13 protein-coding genes are annotated in these 18208 nt (G+C 51.2%); 9 read left to right on the top strand and 4 right to left on the bottom strand.

Annotated elements, in window-relative coordinates; translation table 11 throughout:
* Nucleotides 1-35: 35 nt before the first annotated feature.
* From pflA to ycaO, 4 genes are all read right to left on the bottom strand, one after another.
* Nucleotides 36-776 carry a pyruvate formate lyase 1-activating protein gene (gene pflA / locus HV345_RS15325; protein ID WP_003035751.1) on the bottom strand — a complete coding sequence of 247 codons (741 nt, stop codon included), beginning with the start codon at nucleotides 774-776 and terminating at the stop codon, nucleotides 36-38.
* A gap of 185 nt (nucleotides 777-961) precedes the next feature.
* A complete protein-coding gene (gene pflB / locus HV345_RS15320) occupies nucleotides 962-3244 on the bottom strand; it encodes a formate C-acetyltransferase (protein WP_016152441.1) in 2283 nt (760 codons plus the stop codon).
* Nucleotides 3245-3303: 59 nt separating this feature from the next.
* A complete protein-coding gene (gene focA / locus HV345_RS15315) occupies nucleotides 3304-4161 on the bottom strand; it encodes a formate transporter FocA (protein WP_003831909.1) in 858 nt (285 codons plus the stop codon).
* A 404-nt stretch (nucleotides 4162-4565) separates the two neighbouring features.
* Nucleotides 4566-6326, bottom strand: a complete 1761-nt coding sequence (gene ycaO, locus HV345_RS15310) for a 30S ribosomal protein S12 methylthiotransferase accessory factor YcaO (RefSeq protein WP_181626278.1) — start codon at nucleotides 6324-6326, stop codon at nucleotides 4566-4568.
* Between the two features lie 136 nt (nucleotides 6327-6462).
* Here ycaO and HV345_RS15305 point away from each other — a divergent pair, with 136 nt between their 5' ends.
* The 9 genes from HV345_RS15305 (at nucleotide 6463) to lpxK (ending at nucleotide 18187) form a co-directional block, all read left to right on the top strand.
* Nucleotides 6463-7155, top strand: coding sequence for a DUF421 domain-containing protein (locus HV345_RS15305; protein WP_016156114.1), 693 nt, complete (start codon nucleotides 6463-6465; stop codon nucleotides 7153-7155).
* Between the two features lie 212 nt (nucleotides 7156-7367).
* Nucleotides 7368-8456: a 3-phosphoserine/phosphohydroxythreonine transaminase gene (gene serC / locus HV345_RS15300; RefSeq protein ID WP_181626277.1), complete on the top strand. Its 1089-nt coding sequence runs from the start codon at nucleotides 7368-7370 to the stop codon at nucleotides 8454-8456.
* A gap of 68 nt (nucleotides 8457-8524) precedes the next feature.
* Nucleotides 8525-9808 (top strand): 3-phosphoshikimate 1-carboxyvinyltransferase, encoded by a 1284-nt coding sequence (gene aroA, locus HV345_RS15295; protein ID WP_181635768.1) that lies wholly within the window; start codon nucleotides 8525-8527, stop codon nucleotides 9806-9808.
* A gap of 233 nt (nucleotides 9809-10041) precedes the next feature.
* Entirely contained in the window at nucleotides 10042-10725 is a 684-nt protein-coding gene (gene cmk / locus HV345_RS15290) for a (d)CMP kinase (RefSeq protein ID WP_016152447.1), read from the top strand.
* Nucleotides 10726-10838: 113 nt separating this feature from the next.
* Nucleotides 10839-12512: a 30S ribosomal protein S1 gene (gene rpsA, locus HV345_RS15285; RefSeq protein ID WP_003035776.1), complete on the top strand. Its 1674-nt coding sequence runs from the start codon at nucleotides 10839-10841 to the stop codon at nucleotides 12510-12512.
* A gap of 160 nt (nucleotides 12513-12672) precedes the next feature.
* Nucleotides 12673-12957, top strand: coding sequence for an integration host factor subunit beta (gene ihfB / locus HV345_RS15280; RefSeq protein ID WP_003035780.1), 285 nt, complete (start codon nucleotides 12673-12675; stop codon nucleotides 12955-12957).
* A gap of 206 nt (nucleotides 12958-13163) precedes the next feature.
* Nucleotides 13164-15428, top strand: a complete 2265-nt coding sequence (locus tag HV345_RS15275; RefSeq protein WP_181626275.1) for a ComEC family protein — start codon at nucleotides 13164-13166, stop codon at nucleotides 15426-15428.
* A gap of 36 nt (nucleotides 15429-15464) precedes the next feature.
* Nucleotides 15465-17213, top strand: coding sequence for a lipid A ABC transporter ATP-binding protein/permease MsbA (gene msbA / locus HV345_RS15270; protein ID WP_047414130.1), 1749 nt, complete (start codon nucleotides 15465-15467; stop codon nucleotides 17211-17213).
* Complete coding sequence (gene lpxK, locus HV345_RS15265; RefSeq protein WP_181626274.1) at nucleotides 17210-18187, top strand: tetraacyldisaccharide 4'-kinase; 978 nt, start codon at nucleotides 17210-17212, stop codon at nucleotides 18185-18187. Before msbA ends, lpxK begins: the two co-directional genes overlap by 4 nt.
* Nucleotides 18188-18208: the final 21 nt, after the last annotated feature.

Here is an 18208-nt window from a genome sequence, read left to right as displayed (position 1 = left end):
CAAGCAGAGCGCTGCGACGCCGTGGTCGTCATACCTTAGTACATTACTTTATGACCATACTGCTCAAGAATGCCTTTCACGCGCTCCATGGTCTCTTTCTTCGGTGGCTTAACACCGTCAAGTTTGTACTCTTCACCCATTGCCACCCATTTGTGTTTGCCCAGCTCATGGTATGGCAGCAGTTCGATTTTCTCTACGTTGCCCATATCGCGGGTAAACTCGCCCAGGCGGTGCGCGGAGTCGTCATCGTCAGACCAGCCAGGCACAACGACGTAGCGGATCCACACCTTGATGTCTTTATTGGACAGGTAACGTGCGAACTCAAGCGTACGATGGTTAGATACGCCCACCAGATTCTGATGGATTTCATCATTCATCTGTTTGAGATCGAGCATCACCAGGTCAGTGACTTCCAGCAATTCATCAATCACCGGATCGTAGCGGCGAACAAAACCGTTGGTATCCAGACAGGTATGAATACCTTCTTTTTTACAGGCACGAAACCAGTCGCGTACAAATTCAGCTTGCAGGATAGCTTCGCCACCGGACGCTGTCACACCGCCACCGGAGGCGTTCATAAAGTGGCGGTAGGTCACGACCTCTTTCATTAACTCGTCGACGGTGACTTCTTTGCCGCCGTGCGTATCCCATGTGTCACGGTTATGACAATACAGGCAGCGCATCAGGCAGCCCTGGAAGAAGGTAATAAAACGGATGCCCGGGCCATCAACAGTGCCACAGGATTCAAAGGAGTGAATGCGACCAATAACTGACATTGCGGTGTTTCTCCAGGTGTGGCCCATCCGGGGCCAGTGTTAGTGCACAGTTATTAACTGTGTCGAGTCTGTTTTGGCTGCTATCCATAAGTATAGATAGCTGACAAAGCAGGCTATTAAAAAGGCCCCACTTACGTGGAGCCTTTATTGTACGCTTTTTAAAGTACGATTTCAGTCAAAACCAATTACATGGTCTGAGTGAAGGTACGAGTAATAACGTCCTGCTGCTGTTCTTTAGTCAGGGAGTTAAAACGTACTGCGTAGCCAGAAACACGGATGGTCAGCTGCGGATATTTTTCCGGATGTTCCATCGCATCCAGCAGCATTTCACGGTTCATGACGTTCACGTTCAGGTGCTGACCACCTTCGATGGACGCTTCGTGGTGGAAGTAACCATCCATCAGACCAGCCAGGTTGGTCTTACGAACTTCGTCATCTTTACCCAGTGCGTTCGGAACGATAGAGAAGGTGTAAGAGATACCATCTTTAGCGTAAGCAAACGGCAGTTTAGCAACGGAAGTCAGAGAGGCAACAGCACCTTTCTGGTCACGACCGTGCATTGGGTTAGCACCCGGTCCAAACGGCGCGCCAGCACGACGACCATCTGGGGTGTTACCGGTTTTCTTACCATAAACCACGTTAGAGGTAATGGTCAGAACAGACTGAGTCGGGATAGCGTTACGATAAGTAGTCAGTTTCTGAATTTTCTTCATGAAACGTTCTACCAGGTCAACCGCCATGTCATCAACGCGAGAGTCGTTGTTACCAAACTGCGGGTATTCGCCTTCGATTTCGAAGTCGACAGCCAGACCGTCTTCGTCACGAATCGGTTTAACTTTCGCATATTTGATTGCAGACAGGGAGTCAGCAGCAACGGACAGACCAGCGATACCACACGCCATGGTGCGGATAACGTCACGGTCGTGCAGCGCCATCAGAGAGGCTTCGTAGCTGTACTTGTCGTGCATGTAGTGGATAACGTTCAGTGCAGTGACGTACTGTTTAGCCAGCCAGTCCATGAAGTGATCCATGCGCTCCATAACTTCGTCGAAGTTCAGAACGTCGCCTTTGATCGGTTCAGATTTAGGACCAACCTGCATTTTCAGTTTTTCATCAACGCCGCCGTTGATTGCGTACAGCATGGTTTTCGCCAGGTTTGCACGCGCACCGAAGAACTGCATTTGTTTACCAACAACCATCGGGCTTACGCAGCAAGCGATAGCGTAGTCGTCGTTGTTGAAGTCCGGACGCATCAGGTCATCGTTCTCGTACTGCAGAGAAGAGGTGTCGATGGACACTTTAGCGGCGAATTTCTTGAAGTTCAGAGGCAGTTTCTCAGACCACAGAACGGTGATGTTCGGCTCCGGAGAAGGACCCATGGTGTACAGGGTATTCAGGAAGCGGAAGCTGTTTTTGGTAACCAGAGTACGGCCATCAACGCCCATACCACCGATAGATTCAGTTGCCCAAATCGGGTCACCGGAGAACAGTTCATCATATTCAGGGGTACGCAGGAAACGAACCATACGCAGTTTCATGACCAGGTGGTCAATCATTTCCTGAGCGTCTTGCTCGGTGATTTTGCCCGCTTTGATATCACGTTCGATGTAGGCATCCAGGAAGGTGGATACGCGACCGAAGGACATTGCTGCGCCGTTCTGAGATTTAACCGCGGCCAGGTAGCCGAAGTAAGTCCACTGGATAGCTTCCTGAGCGTTGGTTGCCGGACCAGAGATATCGCAGCCATATTTAGCAGCCATTTCTTTGATCTGACCCAGTGCGCGGTGCTGTTCAGCAATTTCTTCACGCAGACGGATAGTGGCTTCCAGGTTTACGCCGTTTTCCAGATCGGACTGCAGAGAGACGAACTGAGCGTATTTGTCTTTCATCAGGTAGTCGATACCGTACAGCGCAACGCGACGGTAGTCACCGATGATACGGCCACGGCCATAGGCATCTGGCAGACCAGTCAGAACACCGGATTTACGGCAGTTCAGAATGTCTTTGGTGTAAACATCGAATACGCCCTGGTTGTGGGTTTTGCGGTATTCGGTGAAGATTTTTTTCAGCATCGGGTCCAGTTCGCGATTGTACGCTTTGCAGGAACCTTCAACCATTTTGATGCCGCCAAACGGAATGATCGCACGTTTCAGCGGAGCTTCAGTCTGCAGACCAACAATTTTCTCGAGCGCTTTGTTGATGTAGCCAGCGTCGTGAGAAGTGATGGTAGAAGCAACGGAGGTGTCAAAGTCAACAGGCGCGTGAGTGCGGTTTTCCTGTTTAACGCCTTCCATCACGCTGTCCCACAGTGCAGTGGTCGCATCAGTTGCGCCAGCCAGGAAGGACTCGTCACCCTCATACGGAGTGTAGTTTTTCTGAATGAAGTCACGGACGTTTACTTCATTCTGCCAATCACCTTTGGTAAAACCTTCCCAGGCTGTGGCTAACTTTTCATTAAGCTCGGACATGTAACACCTACCTTCTTAAGTGGATTTTTTATTTACTGCGTGTAATGGGCATCATCAGATTAATGATGATCGTTACCACGCAGATAAATGACCCAGTATGTCAACCCGACCAACAAACCGCCGCCGATAATGTTGCCGATCGTAACCGGAATCAGGTTATCGGTGATGAAATTCATCACGGTCAGGTGAGAAAAATTCTCCGGAGAAGACCCAACAGCGGTCCAGAATTCCGGGGTGGCGAAATCGCGAATTACAATACCCATAGGGATCATAAACATGTTTGCGATACTGTGCTCAAAACCGCTGGCAACAAACATTGCGACCGGTAATACCATGATAAACGCTTTGTCCATCAGGCTGCGACCCGAATAGCTCATCCATACTGCCAGACACACCATCAGGTTCGCCAGGATGCCAAGACTTACCGCCTCAACAAAAGTATGGTGCACTTTGTGGTCGGCTGTTTGCAGGACGTTGAGACCCCACGCGCCGTTAGCGGTCATATACTCGCCAGAAAGCCACATGAGTAACACGAAGATCAGGGCGCCAATCAGGTTGCCGACATAAACGTTAAGCCAGTTTTTAGCCAATTGGCCCCAGGTGATGCGACCACTGGCTTTCGCTACGACAATCAGTACGGTTGAGGTGAAGAGGTCTGCACCGCAGACAACGCAGAGAATCAGCCCCAGGGAAAAGCAGATACCACCTACTAGCTTCGCCATGCCGAAAGGCATTGTGCCGGTACCGGTTGTGGCGGTGATATAGAAAACAAAGGCAATTGAAATGAATACACCGGCAGTAATTGCCAGATAGAACGTCTTAAGCGGATGTTTCGTTGCTTTATAGACGCCTGCTTCTTCGGCAACTTTGGCCATTGCAGCAGGAAGAATAAGATCAAAAGGGTTGTCAGCTTTCACACTAACTCTCTCTTTATTAAGTCGGCGACGAGATACTAACAAAGCATTATAGATGAGAATTTGATATAGATCATATCTCGCCTGGCTTATAGGCCCGTAAGGCGCATGGTTTTTATGCGATTACGGTGTAACTTGTTGATTATCCAAATAAAAATAAATTTTAAAAATTATAAAGTGAGTTGAATTTTTTCTTTCTGTCTCCTCTGGGGCGGTTAATTAAAATGGAGTAATTGAGATAAAAAACCACATTAATAAGCTAATTTTCTTAATATCAACTACTAATATTTAACCTTGTTTTTACATTTATTTTTTGATTTGACCAAAATAAAAAACAGGGCGCATTAAGCGCCCCGTAATATAGCCCAGACAATACCTTTAGCCTACTCAGCGCAGGCTGATTGTCACTATTTTGACCAATGTGCTGCTTTCGCGCGCTGCAGTTTTTCGTAAGCTTTCAGCAGAGACTGATGCGCCGGGAAAGCCTGCAGATCGCTATCAACAGTTTGAAGCCCGTAGAACGGCGCTTCGCCACTTAATGCTGCACTTGCGGCTTCAACCGCCTCGGCACCGTACATGCGAACAAACGCGTTCAGATATTGTAGCGGCAGACGATCTTCTTCCTGAGATAGCAACAGCAGCGTTTGCAGACAGCGGTAGTAGTTGGCACGTTCAGCGCTAAAGACAGAGGCGTTGAATTCCATCGTCCATTCTGTCCAGACCAGCGCCTGCTCCAGGTCGCCGCCGGCCAGCGCCAGCATCACTTTAAGCTCGCCAATGCGCAGGGTGTACCAACCGTTATCCGCACCGGTTGCCAGACCGAGCAGCTCGCGTACGCGGGTGAAGTCGTCAAAGCCTTCCTCATCCAGTTGTTCGATCAGATTGAGATAGTCTTCTTTATCCCATTCACTGCCCGGGAGCGAGAGAATAGTGTCACGCAGATGGGCGCCCATGGCGTTGTTGGCTAACCACAGATCTTCAGCCGGATAGATGTCAGACATTCCCGGAACAATAATGCGGCACGCGTAAACGCTCAGGTGCTCGTAGTCGGCGATATACACTTCTTTATCTTCAGCATTGAAGATGGCCATCAGGGTGGCGAACTCTTCTTCGGTGGTACCGGAGAAATTCCAGTCAACGAACGGATAGTCAGCATCCTGCTTGAACAGATCCCAGGAGATCAGGCCGCTGGAATCGATGAAGTGGGTTTCAAGGTTAGTGTGTTCAGCCACTTCTTCGTCGTCAAAGGTTGGTGGGGTGAAGACATCAAGATCTTTCAGACCACGGCCCTGCAGCAGTTCAGTGACAGTACGCTCCAGCGCAACGCCGAAATCCGGGTGCGCACCGAAGGAGGCAAAGCAGGTACCATTGGCCGGGTTGAACAGGACAACGCAAATCACCGGATACTTGCCGCCCAGCGAGCCATCGTAGGCGAAAATTGGGAAACCTTCCGCTTCCAGTTTGGCGATGGACTCCACCACTGCCGGGTAGCGCGCCATGACTTCGGCCGGGATTTCCGGCAGGCTGATGCTTTCCGCAATAATACGGTTCTTCACATGACGCTCAAAGACTTCAGACAGGCCCTGAACGCGCGCTTCGTTACGGGTGTTACCCGCAGACATGCCGTTAGAAACGTACAGGTTGCCAATAATGTTCATCGGAATATAGACGGTCTGGTTATCCGACTGACGGGTAAACGGTAGGCCGCAGACCCCACGTTCTTCATTACCGGATTGCAGATCGATAAGCATGCTGCCAGTCAGTTCGTTGTCTGGATCGTAAAACGCACGCAGACGAGCATCCAGCAGACCTTCTGGTACGTCGTCTTCTTCAGTCAACGGGAACCATTTTTCGTTCGGATAATGCACGAATGGGCCGTTGGCGATGGTTTCACCCAGCCAGAAATCCGCAAAGAAATAGTTAGTCGACAGACGCTCAAAATATTCGCCCAGCGCGGAAGCCAGCGCCGCTTTTTTCGTCGCGCCTTTACCGTTGGTGAAGCACAGCGCGCATTCTTTGTCGCGAATATGTACAGACCAGACGTTAGGGACGGGATTCAACCACGAGGCTTCTTCAATTTGAAAACCAAGGTCGAGCAATTTTTGCTGGAAGCGAGCGATGGAGTCTTCCAGAGCGGCATCTTTGCCGGGGATAAATGTATGCGTCATGAAAATCACTTTTGTCGTACGGAAAGCGCGCAATGATACGGGTTTTAAATGAATGGCGCTATCGTCGCCGGAGTTCAGACGTAAATAAAAGTATTAGCTATGCTTTCCTACAGCCAACCACGTTTAGAGCATAATAATGAAAGCTTTCGATTTACACCGAATGGTACTGGATAAGGTGCCCATGGATTTTCTGGGAGAAGTTGCTCTGCGCAGCCTCTATACCTTTATATTGGTTTTTCTGTTTTTAAAAATCACCGGACGTCGCGGCGTACGCCAGATGTCGCTTTTTGAAGTGCTGATCATCCTTACGCTGGGGTCCGCGGCGGGAGACGTGGCATTTTATGATGATGTCCCGATGCTGCCGGTGCTGGTGGTCTTTATTACGCTTGCCGTGCTGTATCGGCTGGTTATGTGGCTGATGGCGCATAGCGAGAAAATGGAGGATTTGCTGGAGGGCAAGCCCGTTGTGATCATTGAGGACGGCGAGCTGGCATGGTCGAAGCTCAATAGCGCCAATATGACGGAATTCGAATTCTTTATGGAATTGCGTTTGAACGGCGTGGAGCAATTGGGACAGGTGAGACTGGCCATCCTGGAGACAAATGGGCAAATCAGCGTCTATTTCTTTGCCGATGAAGACGTAAAGCCGGGGCTCAGTATTTTGCCTAAACGTTGTACACAGCGATTTAAAGTGATACCTGAGGCTGGGGACTATGCCTGTATACGGTGTAGTGAAGTGGTGCAAATGAACGCCGGAGATCATCAATTATGTCCACGCTGTGCAAATCCAGAATGGTCGAAGGCCAGTCGGGCAAAACGGGTCACCTGACAGCGAAAATCTCGGTTTTTACCCGTCAATCCGATAGATTCTGTTGTGTGACCAATGACACATTTTTACCCTGGCCAGTTTTACCCATTGCGGCGCGTGTCACTGAATGATAAAACCGATATCCACAGGAATAACTTATACCAATGTCTGTCACCGGATTATCGCCAATGACAGGATGTTGATTGGACAACAACACAACGTGGTGAGGGGAAATGGCTCAGGTCTTCAATTTTAGTTCAGGTCCGGCAATGTTACCGGCAGAAGTACTTAAACTGGCTCAACAGGATCTTCGCGACTGGAACGGTCTTGGCACGTCGGTGATGGAAATTAGCCACCGTGGCAAAGAATTCATCCAGGTCGCAGAGGAAGCGGAGCAGGATTTTCGCGATCTTCTCAGCATCCCCTCCAACTATAAAGTGTTGTTCTGCCATGGCGGTGGGCGCGGGCAGTTCGCGGGTATCCCGTTAAATATTCTGGGTGACAAAACCACGGCGGATTACGTTGATGCCGGTTATTGGGCCGCCAGCGCAATTAAAGAAGCGAAAAAATACTGTGCGCCAAACGTTATCGACGCCAAAGTCACCGTTGACGGACTGCGTGCTGTTAAGCCAATGAGCGAATGGCAGCTTTCTGACAACGCGGCGTATTTGCACTATTGCCCGAATGAAACCATTGATGGCATTGCGATCGATGAAACGCCGAATTTTGCCAGCAATGTGGTGGTTACGGCGGATCTGTCCTCTACCATTCTTTCCGCACCTCTTGACGTGAGCCGTTATGGCGTAATTTATGCCGGGGCGCAGAAAAACATCGGCCCGGCCGGGCTGACCATTGTCATCGTACGTGAAGATTTGCTGGGTAAGGCTCATGTGTCATGCCCGTCAATCCTCGACTATACCGTGCTGAATGACAACGACTCCATGTTCAACACACCGCCAACCTTTGCCTGGTATCTGTCTGGCCTGGTCTTTAAATGGCTGAAAGAGCAGGGCGGTGTTAACGCGATGGATAAAATTAACCAGCAAAAAGCGCAACTGCTGTACGGCGTAATCGATAACAGCGATTTCTACCGTAACGACGTGGCAAAATCGAACCGTTCACGCATGAACGTACCGTTCCAGCTTGCTGACAGCGCACTGGATAAACTCTTCCTGGAAGAGTCTTTTGCTGCGGGTCTGCACGCGTTGAAAGGGCACCGTGTGGTCGGCGGTATGCGCGCGTCCATCTACAATGCAATGCCGCTAGAAGGTGTAAAAGCGCTGACCGATTTCATGGTCGATTTCGAGCGCCGCCGCGGTTAATCTGCTGTATTTTCATCCCCACAGCCAGTCTGTGGGGTTTTTATGTCTGTTTTTGAGAGTCGAGTTTCATGGAATCCCTGACGTTACAACCCATTGCGCGGGTGGATGGCACCATCAATCTGCCTGGATCCAAAAGTGTTTCTAACCGCGCTTTGCTGCTGGCTGCATTAGCAAATGGCACCACTGTCCTGACCAACCTGCTGGACAGCGATGATGTCCGCCATATGCTTAATGCTCTGAATGCGTTAGGAATTAGCTATACCCTTTCTGCCGACCGTACGCGTTGCGAGATTATCGGCAATGGCGGCGCGCTGCATGCCGAAGGCGCAGTGGAACTGTTCCTTGGCAATGCCGGAACCGCAATGCGCCCGCTGGCCGCTGCGCTATGTCTGGGCAGCAATGACATCGTGTTGACGGGCGAGCCGCGCATGAAAGAGCGCCCGATTGGCCATCTGGTTGATGCGTTACGCCAGGGCGGGGCCAACATTGAATACCTGGAGCAAGAAAACTATCCGCCTTTACGTCTGCGCGGTGGCTTTACCGGAGGACAGGTTGAGGTAGACGGCAGCGTGTCCAGCCAGTTCCTGACTGCGCTGCTGATGACTGCGCCACTGGCGCCGCAGGATACGACGATCGCCATTAAAGGCGAGCTGGTATCTAAACCTTACATTGATATCACACTGAACCTGATGAAAACGTTTGGTGTTGAAATTGAGAATCAGAACTACCAGCGCTTTCTTGTGCAGGGTCAGCAGCAGTATCAGTCACCGGGTGCATATCTGGTTGAAGGCGATGCTTCTTCCGCTTCCTATTTTCTCGCAGCGGGAGCAATTAAAGGCGGTACGGTAAAAGTCACCGGGATTGGCCGCAACAGTATGCAGGGTGATATCCGCTTCGCTGATGTGCTGGAAAAAATGGGCGCGACCATTACCTGGGGCGATGACTTTATTGCCTGTACTCACGGTGAGCTGAACGCGGTAGACATGGATATGAACCATATTCCCGATGCCGCGATGACCATCGCCACGGCAGCGCTGTTCGCTAAAGGCACCACGACCTTACGTAACATCTATAACTGGCGCGTCAAAGAGACCGACCGCCTGTTCGCGATGGCGACCGAGTTGCGTAAAGTGGGTGCGATCGTTGAAGAGGGCGAAGACTATATTCGCGTTACACCACCGGCGACGTTACAGTTTGCGGAGATCGCGACCTACAACGATCACCGCATGGCGATGTGTTTCTCGCTGGTGGCGTTGTCTGACACGCCGGTGACCATTCTGGACCCTAAATGTACCGCCAAAACCTTCCCGGATTATTTCGAACAGTTGGCGCGTATTAGTACACCTGCCTGATCCTCACATCTGACGATCGCGCTCCGCATATTCGTGAGCGCATCGCTGCAGATAAAAAGTAAATCAGTGTCATCTTCCGGGCTGGTTTCTCGCCAGCCCGCTATAATTGCGCAATTCTTCCTCACATCGTTACAGACTAATCGGGTTTTTACACTCTGTGTTAACGATTATTAGCGTTGGCGCGTATAATGCGCGGCGTTCACGTTAACGTATGCCCGTTTAAGGAGAAAAAGATGACGGCAATTGCCCCGGTTATTACCATTGATGGCCCAAGTGGTGCAGGAAAAGGCACCTTGTGCAAGGCAATGGCGGAAGCATTGCAATGGCATCTGTTAGATTCAGGCGCGATCTACCGCGTACTGGCGCTCGCAGCGTTGCATCACCATGTTGATGTCACATCTGAAGATGCTCTGGTACCGCTTGCCTCACACCTGGATGTGCGTTTTATCTCAACGGACGGCAACCTGGAAGTCATTCTGGAAGGTGAAGATGTCAGCGGCGAAATCCGCACCCAGGAAGTAGCGAATGCCGCATCTCAGGTCGCTGCGTTTCCTCGCGTACGCGAAGCGCTGTTACGCCGCCAACGCGCGTTTCGTGAAGCGCCCGGCCTGATTGCCGACGGACGAGACATGGGGACCGTGGTGTTCCCGGATGCACCAGTGAAAATTTTCCTGGACGCCTCCTCGCAAGAACGTGCGCATAGACGTATGCTACAGTTGCAGGAAAAGGGCTTTAGTGTTAACTTTGAACGCCTTTTGGCCGAGATCGAAGAACGCGATTTCCGCGATCGTAACCGTGCTGTAGCGCCGCTGGTTCCCGCTGCTGATGCTTTAGTTTTGGATTCAACCCGATTAAGCATTGAGCAAGTGATTGAAAAAGCGTTACAATACGCGCGCCAAAAACTGGCACTCGCTTAAGTGCGACCGAATTTGTAGTACCCCCGTTGCAATGGATTGACAGCGGGTATGTTAAACAACCCCATCCGGCATGGAGCCAGGTGGACGTTAAATATGAAACCTGAAGATTAAACATGACTGAATCTTTTGCTCAACTGTTTGAAGAATCCTTAAAAGAAATCGAAACCCGTCCGGGTTCCATCGTTCGTGGTGTTGTTGTTGCTATCGACAAAGACGTAGTACTGGTTGACGCTGGTCTGAAATCTGAGTCCGCCATTCCGGCAGAGCAGTTCAAAAACGCCCAGGGCGAGTTGGAAATCCAGGTTGGTGACGAAGTTGACGTTGCTCTGGATGCAGTAGAAGACGGCTTCGGTGAAACCCTGCTGTCCCGTGAAAAAGCTAAACGTCACGAAGCTTGGATCACGCTGGAAAAAGCTTACGAAGAAGCTGCAACCGTTACTGGTGTTATCAATGGCAAAGTCAAGGGTGGCTTCACTGTTGAGCTGAATGGTATTCGCGCGTTCCTGCCGGGTTCCCTGGTAGACGTTCGTCCGGTCCGCGACACGCTGCACCTGGAAGGCAAAGAGCTTGAATTCAAAGTAATCAAGCTGGATCAGAAGCGTAACAACGTTGTTGTTTCCCGTCGTGCCGTTATCGAATCCGAAAACAGCGCAGAACGCGATCAGCTGCTGGAAAACCTGCAGGAAGGCATGGAAGTTAAAGGTATCGTTAAGAACCTCACTGACTACGGTGCATTCGTTGATCTGGGTGGCGTTGACGGCCTGCTGCACATCACCGACATGGCATGGAAACGCGTTAAGCATCCGAGCGAAATCGTAAACGTTGGCGACGAAATCACTGTTAAAGTGCTGAAGTTCGACCGCGAGCGTACTCGTGTATCTCTGGGCCTGAAACAGCTGGGCGAAGATCCATGGGTAGCTATCGCTAAGCGTTATCCGGAAGGTACCAAACTGACTGGTCGCGTGACCAACCTGACCGACTACGGCTGCTTCGTTGAAATCGAAGAAGGCGTTGAAGGCCTGGTTCACGTTTCCGAAATGGATTGGACCAACAAAAACATCCACCCGTCCAAAGTTGTTAACGTTGGCGATGTAGTGGAAGTTATGGTTCTGGATATCGACGAAGAACGTCGTCGTATCTCCCTGGGTCTGAAGCAGTGCAAAAACAACCCATGGCAGCAGTTCGCGGAAACCCACAACAAGGGCGACCGTGTTGAAGGTAAAATCAAGTCTATCACTGACTTCGGTATCTTCATCGGCCTGGACGGCGGCATCGACGGCCTGGTTCACCTGTCTGACATCTCCTGGAACGTTGCAGGCGAAGAAGCAGTTCGTGAATACAAAAAAGGCGACGAAATCGCAGCTGTTGTTCTGCAGGTTGACGCAGAGCGTGAGCGTATCTCTCTGGGCGTTAAACAGCTCGCAGAAGATCCGTTCAACAACTGGGTTGCACTGAATAAGAAAGGCGCAATCGTAAACGGTAAAGTCACTGCAGTTGATGCTAAAGGCGCAACCGTAGAACTGGCTGACGGCGTTGAAGGTTACCTGCGCGCTTCTGAAGCTTCCCGCGACCGCGTTGAAGATGCAACTCTGGTTCTGAGCGTAGGCGACGACGTTGAAGCTAAATTCACCGGCGTTGATCGTAAGAACCGCGCAATCAGCCTGTCTGTTCGTGCTAAAGACGAAGCTGATGAGAAAGATGCAATCGCAACTGTTAACAAACAGGAAGATGCTAACTTCTCTAACAACGCAATGGCTGAAGCTTTCAAAGCAGCTAAAGGCGAGTAATATCGAGTGCTCCTAAATCCTTTGTGCTGTTAACAGCACAAAGGGCGACGAGTAGCTTGACAGATTACAGGATTCGTCCTGTAATCAATGACAAAGGGCGGCTAAGGCCGCCCTTAATCAATGCAGCAGCTAATTATGCCTTTAAGGAACCGGAGGAATCATGACCAAGTCAGAATTGATTGAAAGACTTGCAACCCAGCAACCTCATATTCCCGCGAAAGCGGTTGAAGATGCAGTTAAAGAGATGCTGGAACATATGGCCTCGACTCTTGCGCAGGGCGAGCGTATTGAAATCCGCGGTTTCGGCAGTTTCTCTTTGCATTACCGCGCACCGCGCACCGGACGTAATCCGAAGACCGGCGATAAAGTGGACCTGGAAGGAAAATACGTTCCGCACTTTAAACCAGGTAAAGAACTGCGCGATCGCGCCAATATTTACGGTTAAGTTTTTAGCGAGACTTAACGCCGAGAAAAGCACCCGCATGGGTGCTTTTTTCATTTCTGCCAACCCATCCTGGAATCTCCATCCCAGTTAATTTGCACGTTACAAGCGCCGCTAAATGTTAGCGGAATGCATACCGTATAACGCTAAATTGGCACCAGACAACCGTCGAACATTACTGCACACTTCCTGCTACAGGGAGGTGACTGATGAAAATAACAACGGTTAGTACGAGTGCATTATTCGGCATTCTCCCGCTTATGCTATTACCTGCGTTACCTGACATGCTGTGCATCGGCGTTATATTTGGTCTGGCAATTCTGCTCTGTCTTATTTCTCACAGCCCTGTACGTTTCGCCGGATTAACCCTGCTATTTTTTCTTTGGGGAGTTCAGGCTGCGAAAGATGCGCTGTGGGCCGGTAATACGCTGCCTGCAAAAAGTCAGCAGGCCATCGTGCGGATAACCGGAACCGATAATATGACAACGCACTACGGCCAGATCACGCATCTGCAGGGGAAGCGGGTATTTCCTGCTATCGGAATTACTCTGTATGGGCAGTACCTACCCGGCAACGTTTGTGCGGGCCAGACATGGGCGATGACGTTGAAGGTTCGTGCTATACACGGTCAATTGAACGAGGGCGGGTTTGATAGCCAGCGTTACGCATTGGCGCAGCACCAGCTGCTGACGGGAAGATTTTTGCAGGCTTCGGTTATCACACAACAATGCAGTTTGCGTTCGCGGTATCTCTCCTCGTTGAAAAGCGCGCTCGCTGACTATCCCTGGCAGCAGGTTATACTGGGCCTGGGAATGGGGGAGCGCTTGTCCGTGTTACAAGCGGTGAAAACCATTATGCGTGATACCGGTACGGCCCATTTGATGGCTATCTCCGGGCTGCATATTGCATTTGCCGCACTTCTGGCAGCAGGATTAATTCGCGCGGGGCAATTTTTTATGCCAACCAGATGGATTTGCTGGCAGGTTCCGTTAGTTGGCGGGATCGTCTGCGCAACATTCTATGCCTGGTTAACAGGGCTACAGCCCCCGGCATTACGTACGGTTGTTGCGCTACTGGTCTGGGGAGGGCTAAAACTCAGCGGCAGGCAGTGGAGTGGATGGTCGGTGTGGATCTGCTGTCTGGCAGCCATTCTGGTGGTGGATCCTGTCGCCGTTCTTTCACAAAGTCTGTGGTTGTCTGCTTTTGCCGTTGCGGCGCTGCTGTTCTGGTATCAATGGGTTCCGATGCCGGATTGGCCGCTGTCTCGCGTTGGACGCCAATTTCTGGCGCTTGCTCATTTGCAATTGGGAATTACGCTCCTGCTTCTGCCTGTGCAAATCGCGATGTTTCACGGTTTTAGCCTGACCTCATTTCTGGCGAATTTGTTTGCTGTACCGCTGGTTACGTTTATTTCCGTACCATTGATATTAGCAGGCATGATCGTGCATTTAACCGGGCTGGCGATGGTTGAGTCGAACCTATGGTATTTAGCGGATCGCTCCCTCGCGCTATTATTTTGGGGGCTCAGGAGCCTGCCTGAAGGGTGGATCAATATTGATGCACGTTGGCAATGGCTTGCATTTGTACCCGGACTCCTGCTCATCGCATATCGGCTGAACGCGTGGCGAACTATACCGGTAGTTTGCGTCACTGTGCTCCTTTTACTGAGCGCCCCGTTCTGGCGAACGCTACGTACTGATGTCTGGCAAGTGCATATGCTGGACGTCGGGCAGGGACTGGCGATGGTCATTTCGCGCAATGGGAAAGCGATTCTTTACGATACCGGTCTGGCATGGCCTGAAGGCGATAGCGCGCAACAGCTGATTATTCCCTGGCTACGTTGGCACAACCTGGAGCCAGAAGGCGTTATTTTAAGCCATGAGCATATGGATCACCGGGGCGGGTTGCGTTCGCTGCAGCAAGCCTGGCCGTCGCTATGGATAAGAAGCCCATTAGGTTGGGAAGGGCATCTCCCGTGTTTACGCGGGGAGCGCTGGCAATGGCAAGGGTTAACCTTTAGTGCGCATTGGCCCGTGCGTGGAAATAAAGATCTGGGGAATAACCACTCCTGCGTGGTTAAGGTCGATGACGGGCATCAGAGTATTCTGCTGACCGGAGATATTGAGTCTCCCGCTGAACAAAAAATGCTCAGTCACTACTGGCAGCATCTGCAGTCTACGGTGATACAGGTTCCACATCATGGTAGCAATACCTCATCATCGCAGGCGCTGATTCAGCGGGTCGGCGGGCAGGCCGCGTTAGCCTCCGCATCCCGTTACAATGCCTGGCGTCTCCCGTCCAGGAAAGTGAAGCAACGTTATCGGCAACAAAATTATCAATGGTTGGATACACCCCACCAGGGGCAGATTACGCTGGATTTTTATCAAAAAAACTGGCGAATAAACAGCTTGCGGGATCAGATTTTACCTCGTTGGTATCATCAGTGGTTTGGCGTGTCGGAGGATAACGGGTAGAATATGCGGCTATTCTAACAAATGCTGGTTTTTTGAATGCATAACGATAAAGATCTCTCTACGTGGCAGACGTTTCGCCGACTATGGCCAACCATAGCGCCTTTTAAATCGGGTCTGATCGTGGCGGGTATAGCGTTAATCCTGAACGCGGCCAGCGATACCTTCATGCTATCGCTCCTTAAGCCATTACTGGATGATGGTTTTGGTAAAACGGATCGCTCGGTGCTGCAGTGGATGCCGCTGGTGGTCATTGGACTAATGGTTCTTCGCGGATTCACCAGCTATGTCTCCAGCTACTGCATCTCATGGGTATCAGGCAAAGTGGTCATGACCATGCGTCGCCGCCTGTTTGGCCATATGATGGGCATGCCGGTCTCCTATTTTGATAAACAGTCTACAGGTACGCTGTTGTCACGTATTACCTATGATTCAGAGCAGGTCGCGTCATCGTCCTCCGGCGCGCTGATCACCGTGGTACGTGAAGGGGCTTCAATTATTGGCCTGTTTATCATGATGTTCTATTACAGCTGGCAGCTGTCATTGATCCTGATTGTACTGGCGCCAATTGTTTCAGTGGCGATTCGTATAGTTTCCAAGCGTTTTCGTAGCATCAGTAAAAATATGCAAAACACCATGGGGCAGGTTACGACCAGTGCGGAGCAGATGCTAAAAGGCCACAAAGAAGTTCTGATTTTTGGTGGTCAGGAAGTCGAAACTAAACGCTTTGATAAAGTCAGCAATAAGATGCGTTTGCAGGGCATGAAGATGGTTTCCGCCTCTTCTATCTCCGATCCTATCATCCAACTGATTGCGTCTCTGGCTCTGGCCTTCGTGTTGTATGCAGCCAGTTTCCCAAGCGTAATGGAAAACCTGACTGCAGGGACAATTACGGTTGTCTTCTCGTCAATGATTGCGTTGATGCGTCCGTTGAAATCGCTGACCAACGTCAACGCACAGTTCCAGCGCGGTATGGCGGCCTGCCAGACCTTATTTACGATTCTGGATAGCGAGCAGGAAAAAGATGAAGGTACGCGCGAAATCGAACGCGCTACCGGCAATCTCGAGTTCCGCAACGTGACATTCACCTATCCGGGACGTGAAGTACCAGCGCTGCGCAACATCAACCTGAATATCCCAGCGGGGAAAACCGTTGCCCTGGTTGGCCGTTCAGGTTCAGGGAAATCCACCATCGCCAGCTTGATCACGCGCTTCTATGATATTGATGAAGGGCAGATTCTAATGGACGGACACGATCTACGTGAATATACCCTGGCATCCCTGCGCGATCAGGTCGCGTTGGTTTCGCAGAATGTGCACCTGTTTAACGATACGGTTGCCAACAACATCGCCTACGCGCGTACCGATTTGTACAGCCGTGAGCAGATCGAAAAAGCGGCGAAAATGGCTTACGCCATGGATTTCATCAATAAGATGGACAATGGCCTGGATACGGTGATTGGCGAAAACGGCGTCCTGCTATCTGGTGGTCAACGCCAGCGTATCGCTATTGCCCGCGCCTTGTTGCGTGACAGTCCGATTCTGATCCTTGATGAAGCAACGTCGGCACTCGATACCGAGTCTGAACGCGCGATTCAGGCTGCTCTGGATGAGCTTCAGAAAAACCGTACCTCCCTGGTGATTGCTCACCGCCTTTCTACCATTGAACAGGCGGATGAAATCATCGTGGTGGAAGACGGTATTATTGTTGAGCGCGGAACCCATAGTGAGCTGATTGAGCAGCGTGGGGTGTATGCACAATTACATAAAATGCAATTCGGTCAATGATCGCTCGAATCTGGTCTGGTGAGTCGCCGCTGTGGCGACTGTTACTCCCGCTCTCCTGGCTGTATGGCCTGGTGAGTGGGGGGATCCGCTTATGTTACAAGCTTGGGATTAAACGCGCGTGGCGTGCACCAGTCCCGGTTGTGGTGGTCGGAAACCTGACCGCGGGCGGCAATGGCAAAACACCAGTGGTGATTTGGCTGGTTGAACAACTGCGTCAACGTGGGATTCGCGTGGGCGTGGTGTCGCGTGGTTATGGCGGGAAAGCGGCTGCTTACCCGCTGTTACTGACCGCAGATACCACTACGGCAGAAGCGGGTGATGAACCTGTGCTGATCGCCCAACGTACCGGCGTGCCCGTAGCGGTATCCCCGGTAAGATCGGATGCGGTCAAAGCCATTTTGGCCCAACACGATGTGCAGATGATTGTGACGGACGATGGGCTACAGCACTACCGTCTGGCGCGAGATGTTGAAATCGTGGTTATTGACGGAGAACGTCGGTTTGGCAATGGCTGGTGGCTTCCCGCGGGTCCCATGCGGGAACGCGCAGGCCGGCTTAAATCGGTGGATGCGACTATCGTTAACGGTGGCGTTGCGCAGCCAGGGGAAATCCCTATGCGACTTGAACCGGGGCAGGCCGTTAATTTACGTACGGGTGAACGCCGCGATGTGTCGCAGCTGTCCAATATTGTCGCCATGGCGGGCATTGGCCATCCACCGCGTTTTTTTGCCACGCTGGAAGCATGCGGTGCCAGCGTGCAAAAAAGTATTGCGCTGGCAGACCATCAGTCTCTGACCTACAGTGACGTCAGTGCGTTTGCAGACGCCGGGCAAACGCTGGTGATGACGGAAAAAGATGCGGTTAAGTGCCGTGCATTTGCCGATGAAAACTGGTGGTATTTACCTGTTGACGCTCATTTGTCAGGCGATCGGCCTGATATGTTGCTGGATAGCTTAATCTCGCTGACTCGCTAACTGATTCACGCTGCGGCAGCG

The sequence above is a fragment of the Citrobacter sp. RHBSTW-00986 genome (genome assembly GCF_013783065.1).
GTDB classification, from domain to species: domain Bacteria; phylum Pseudomonadota; class Gammaproteobacteria; order Enterobacterales; family Enterobacteriaceae; genus Citrobacter; species Citrobacter braakii.
Note: the sequence above shows the minus strand (reverse complement) of the source record. Positions and strands in the feature narration are given on the sequence as shown.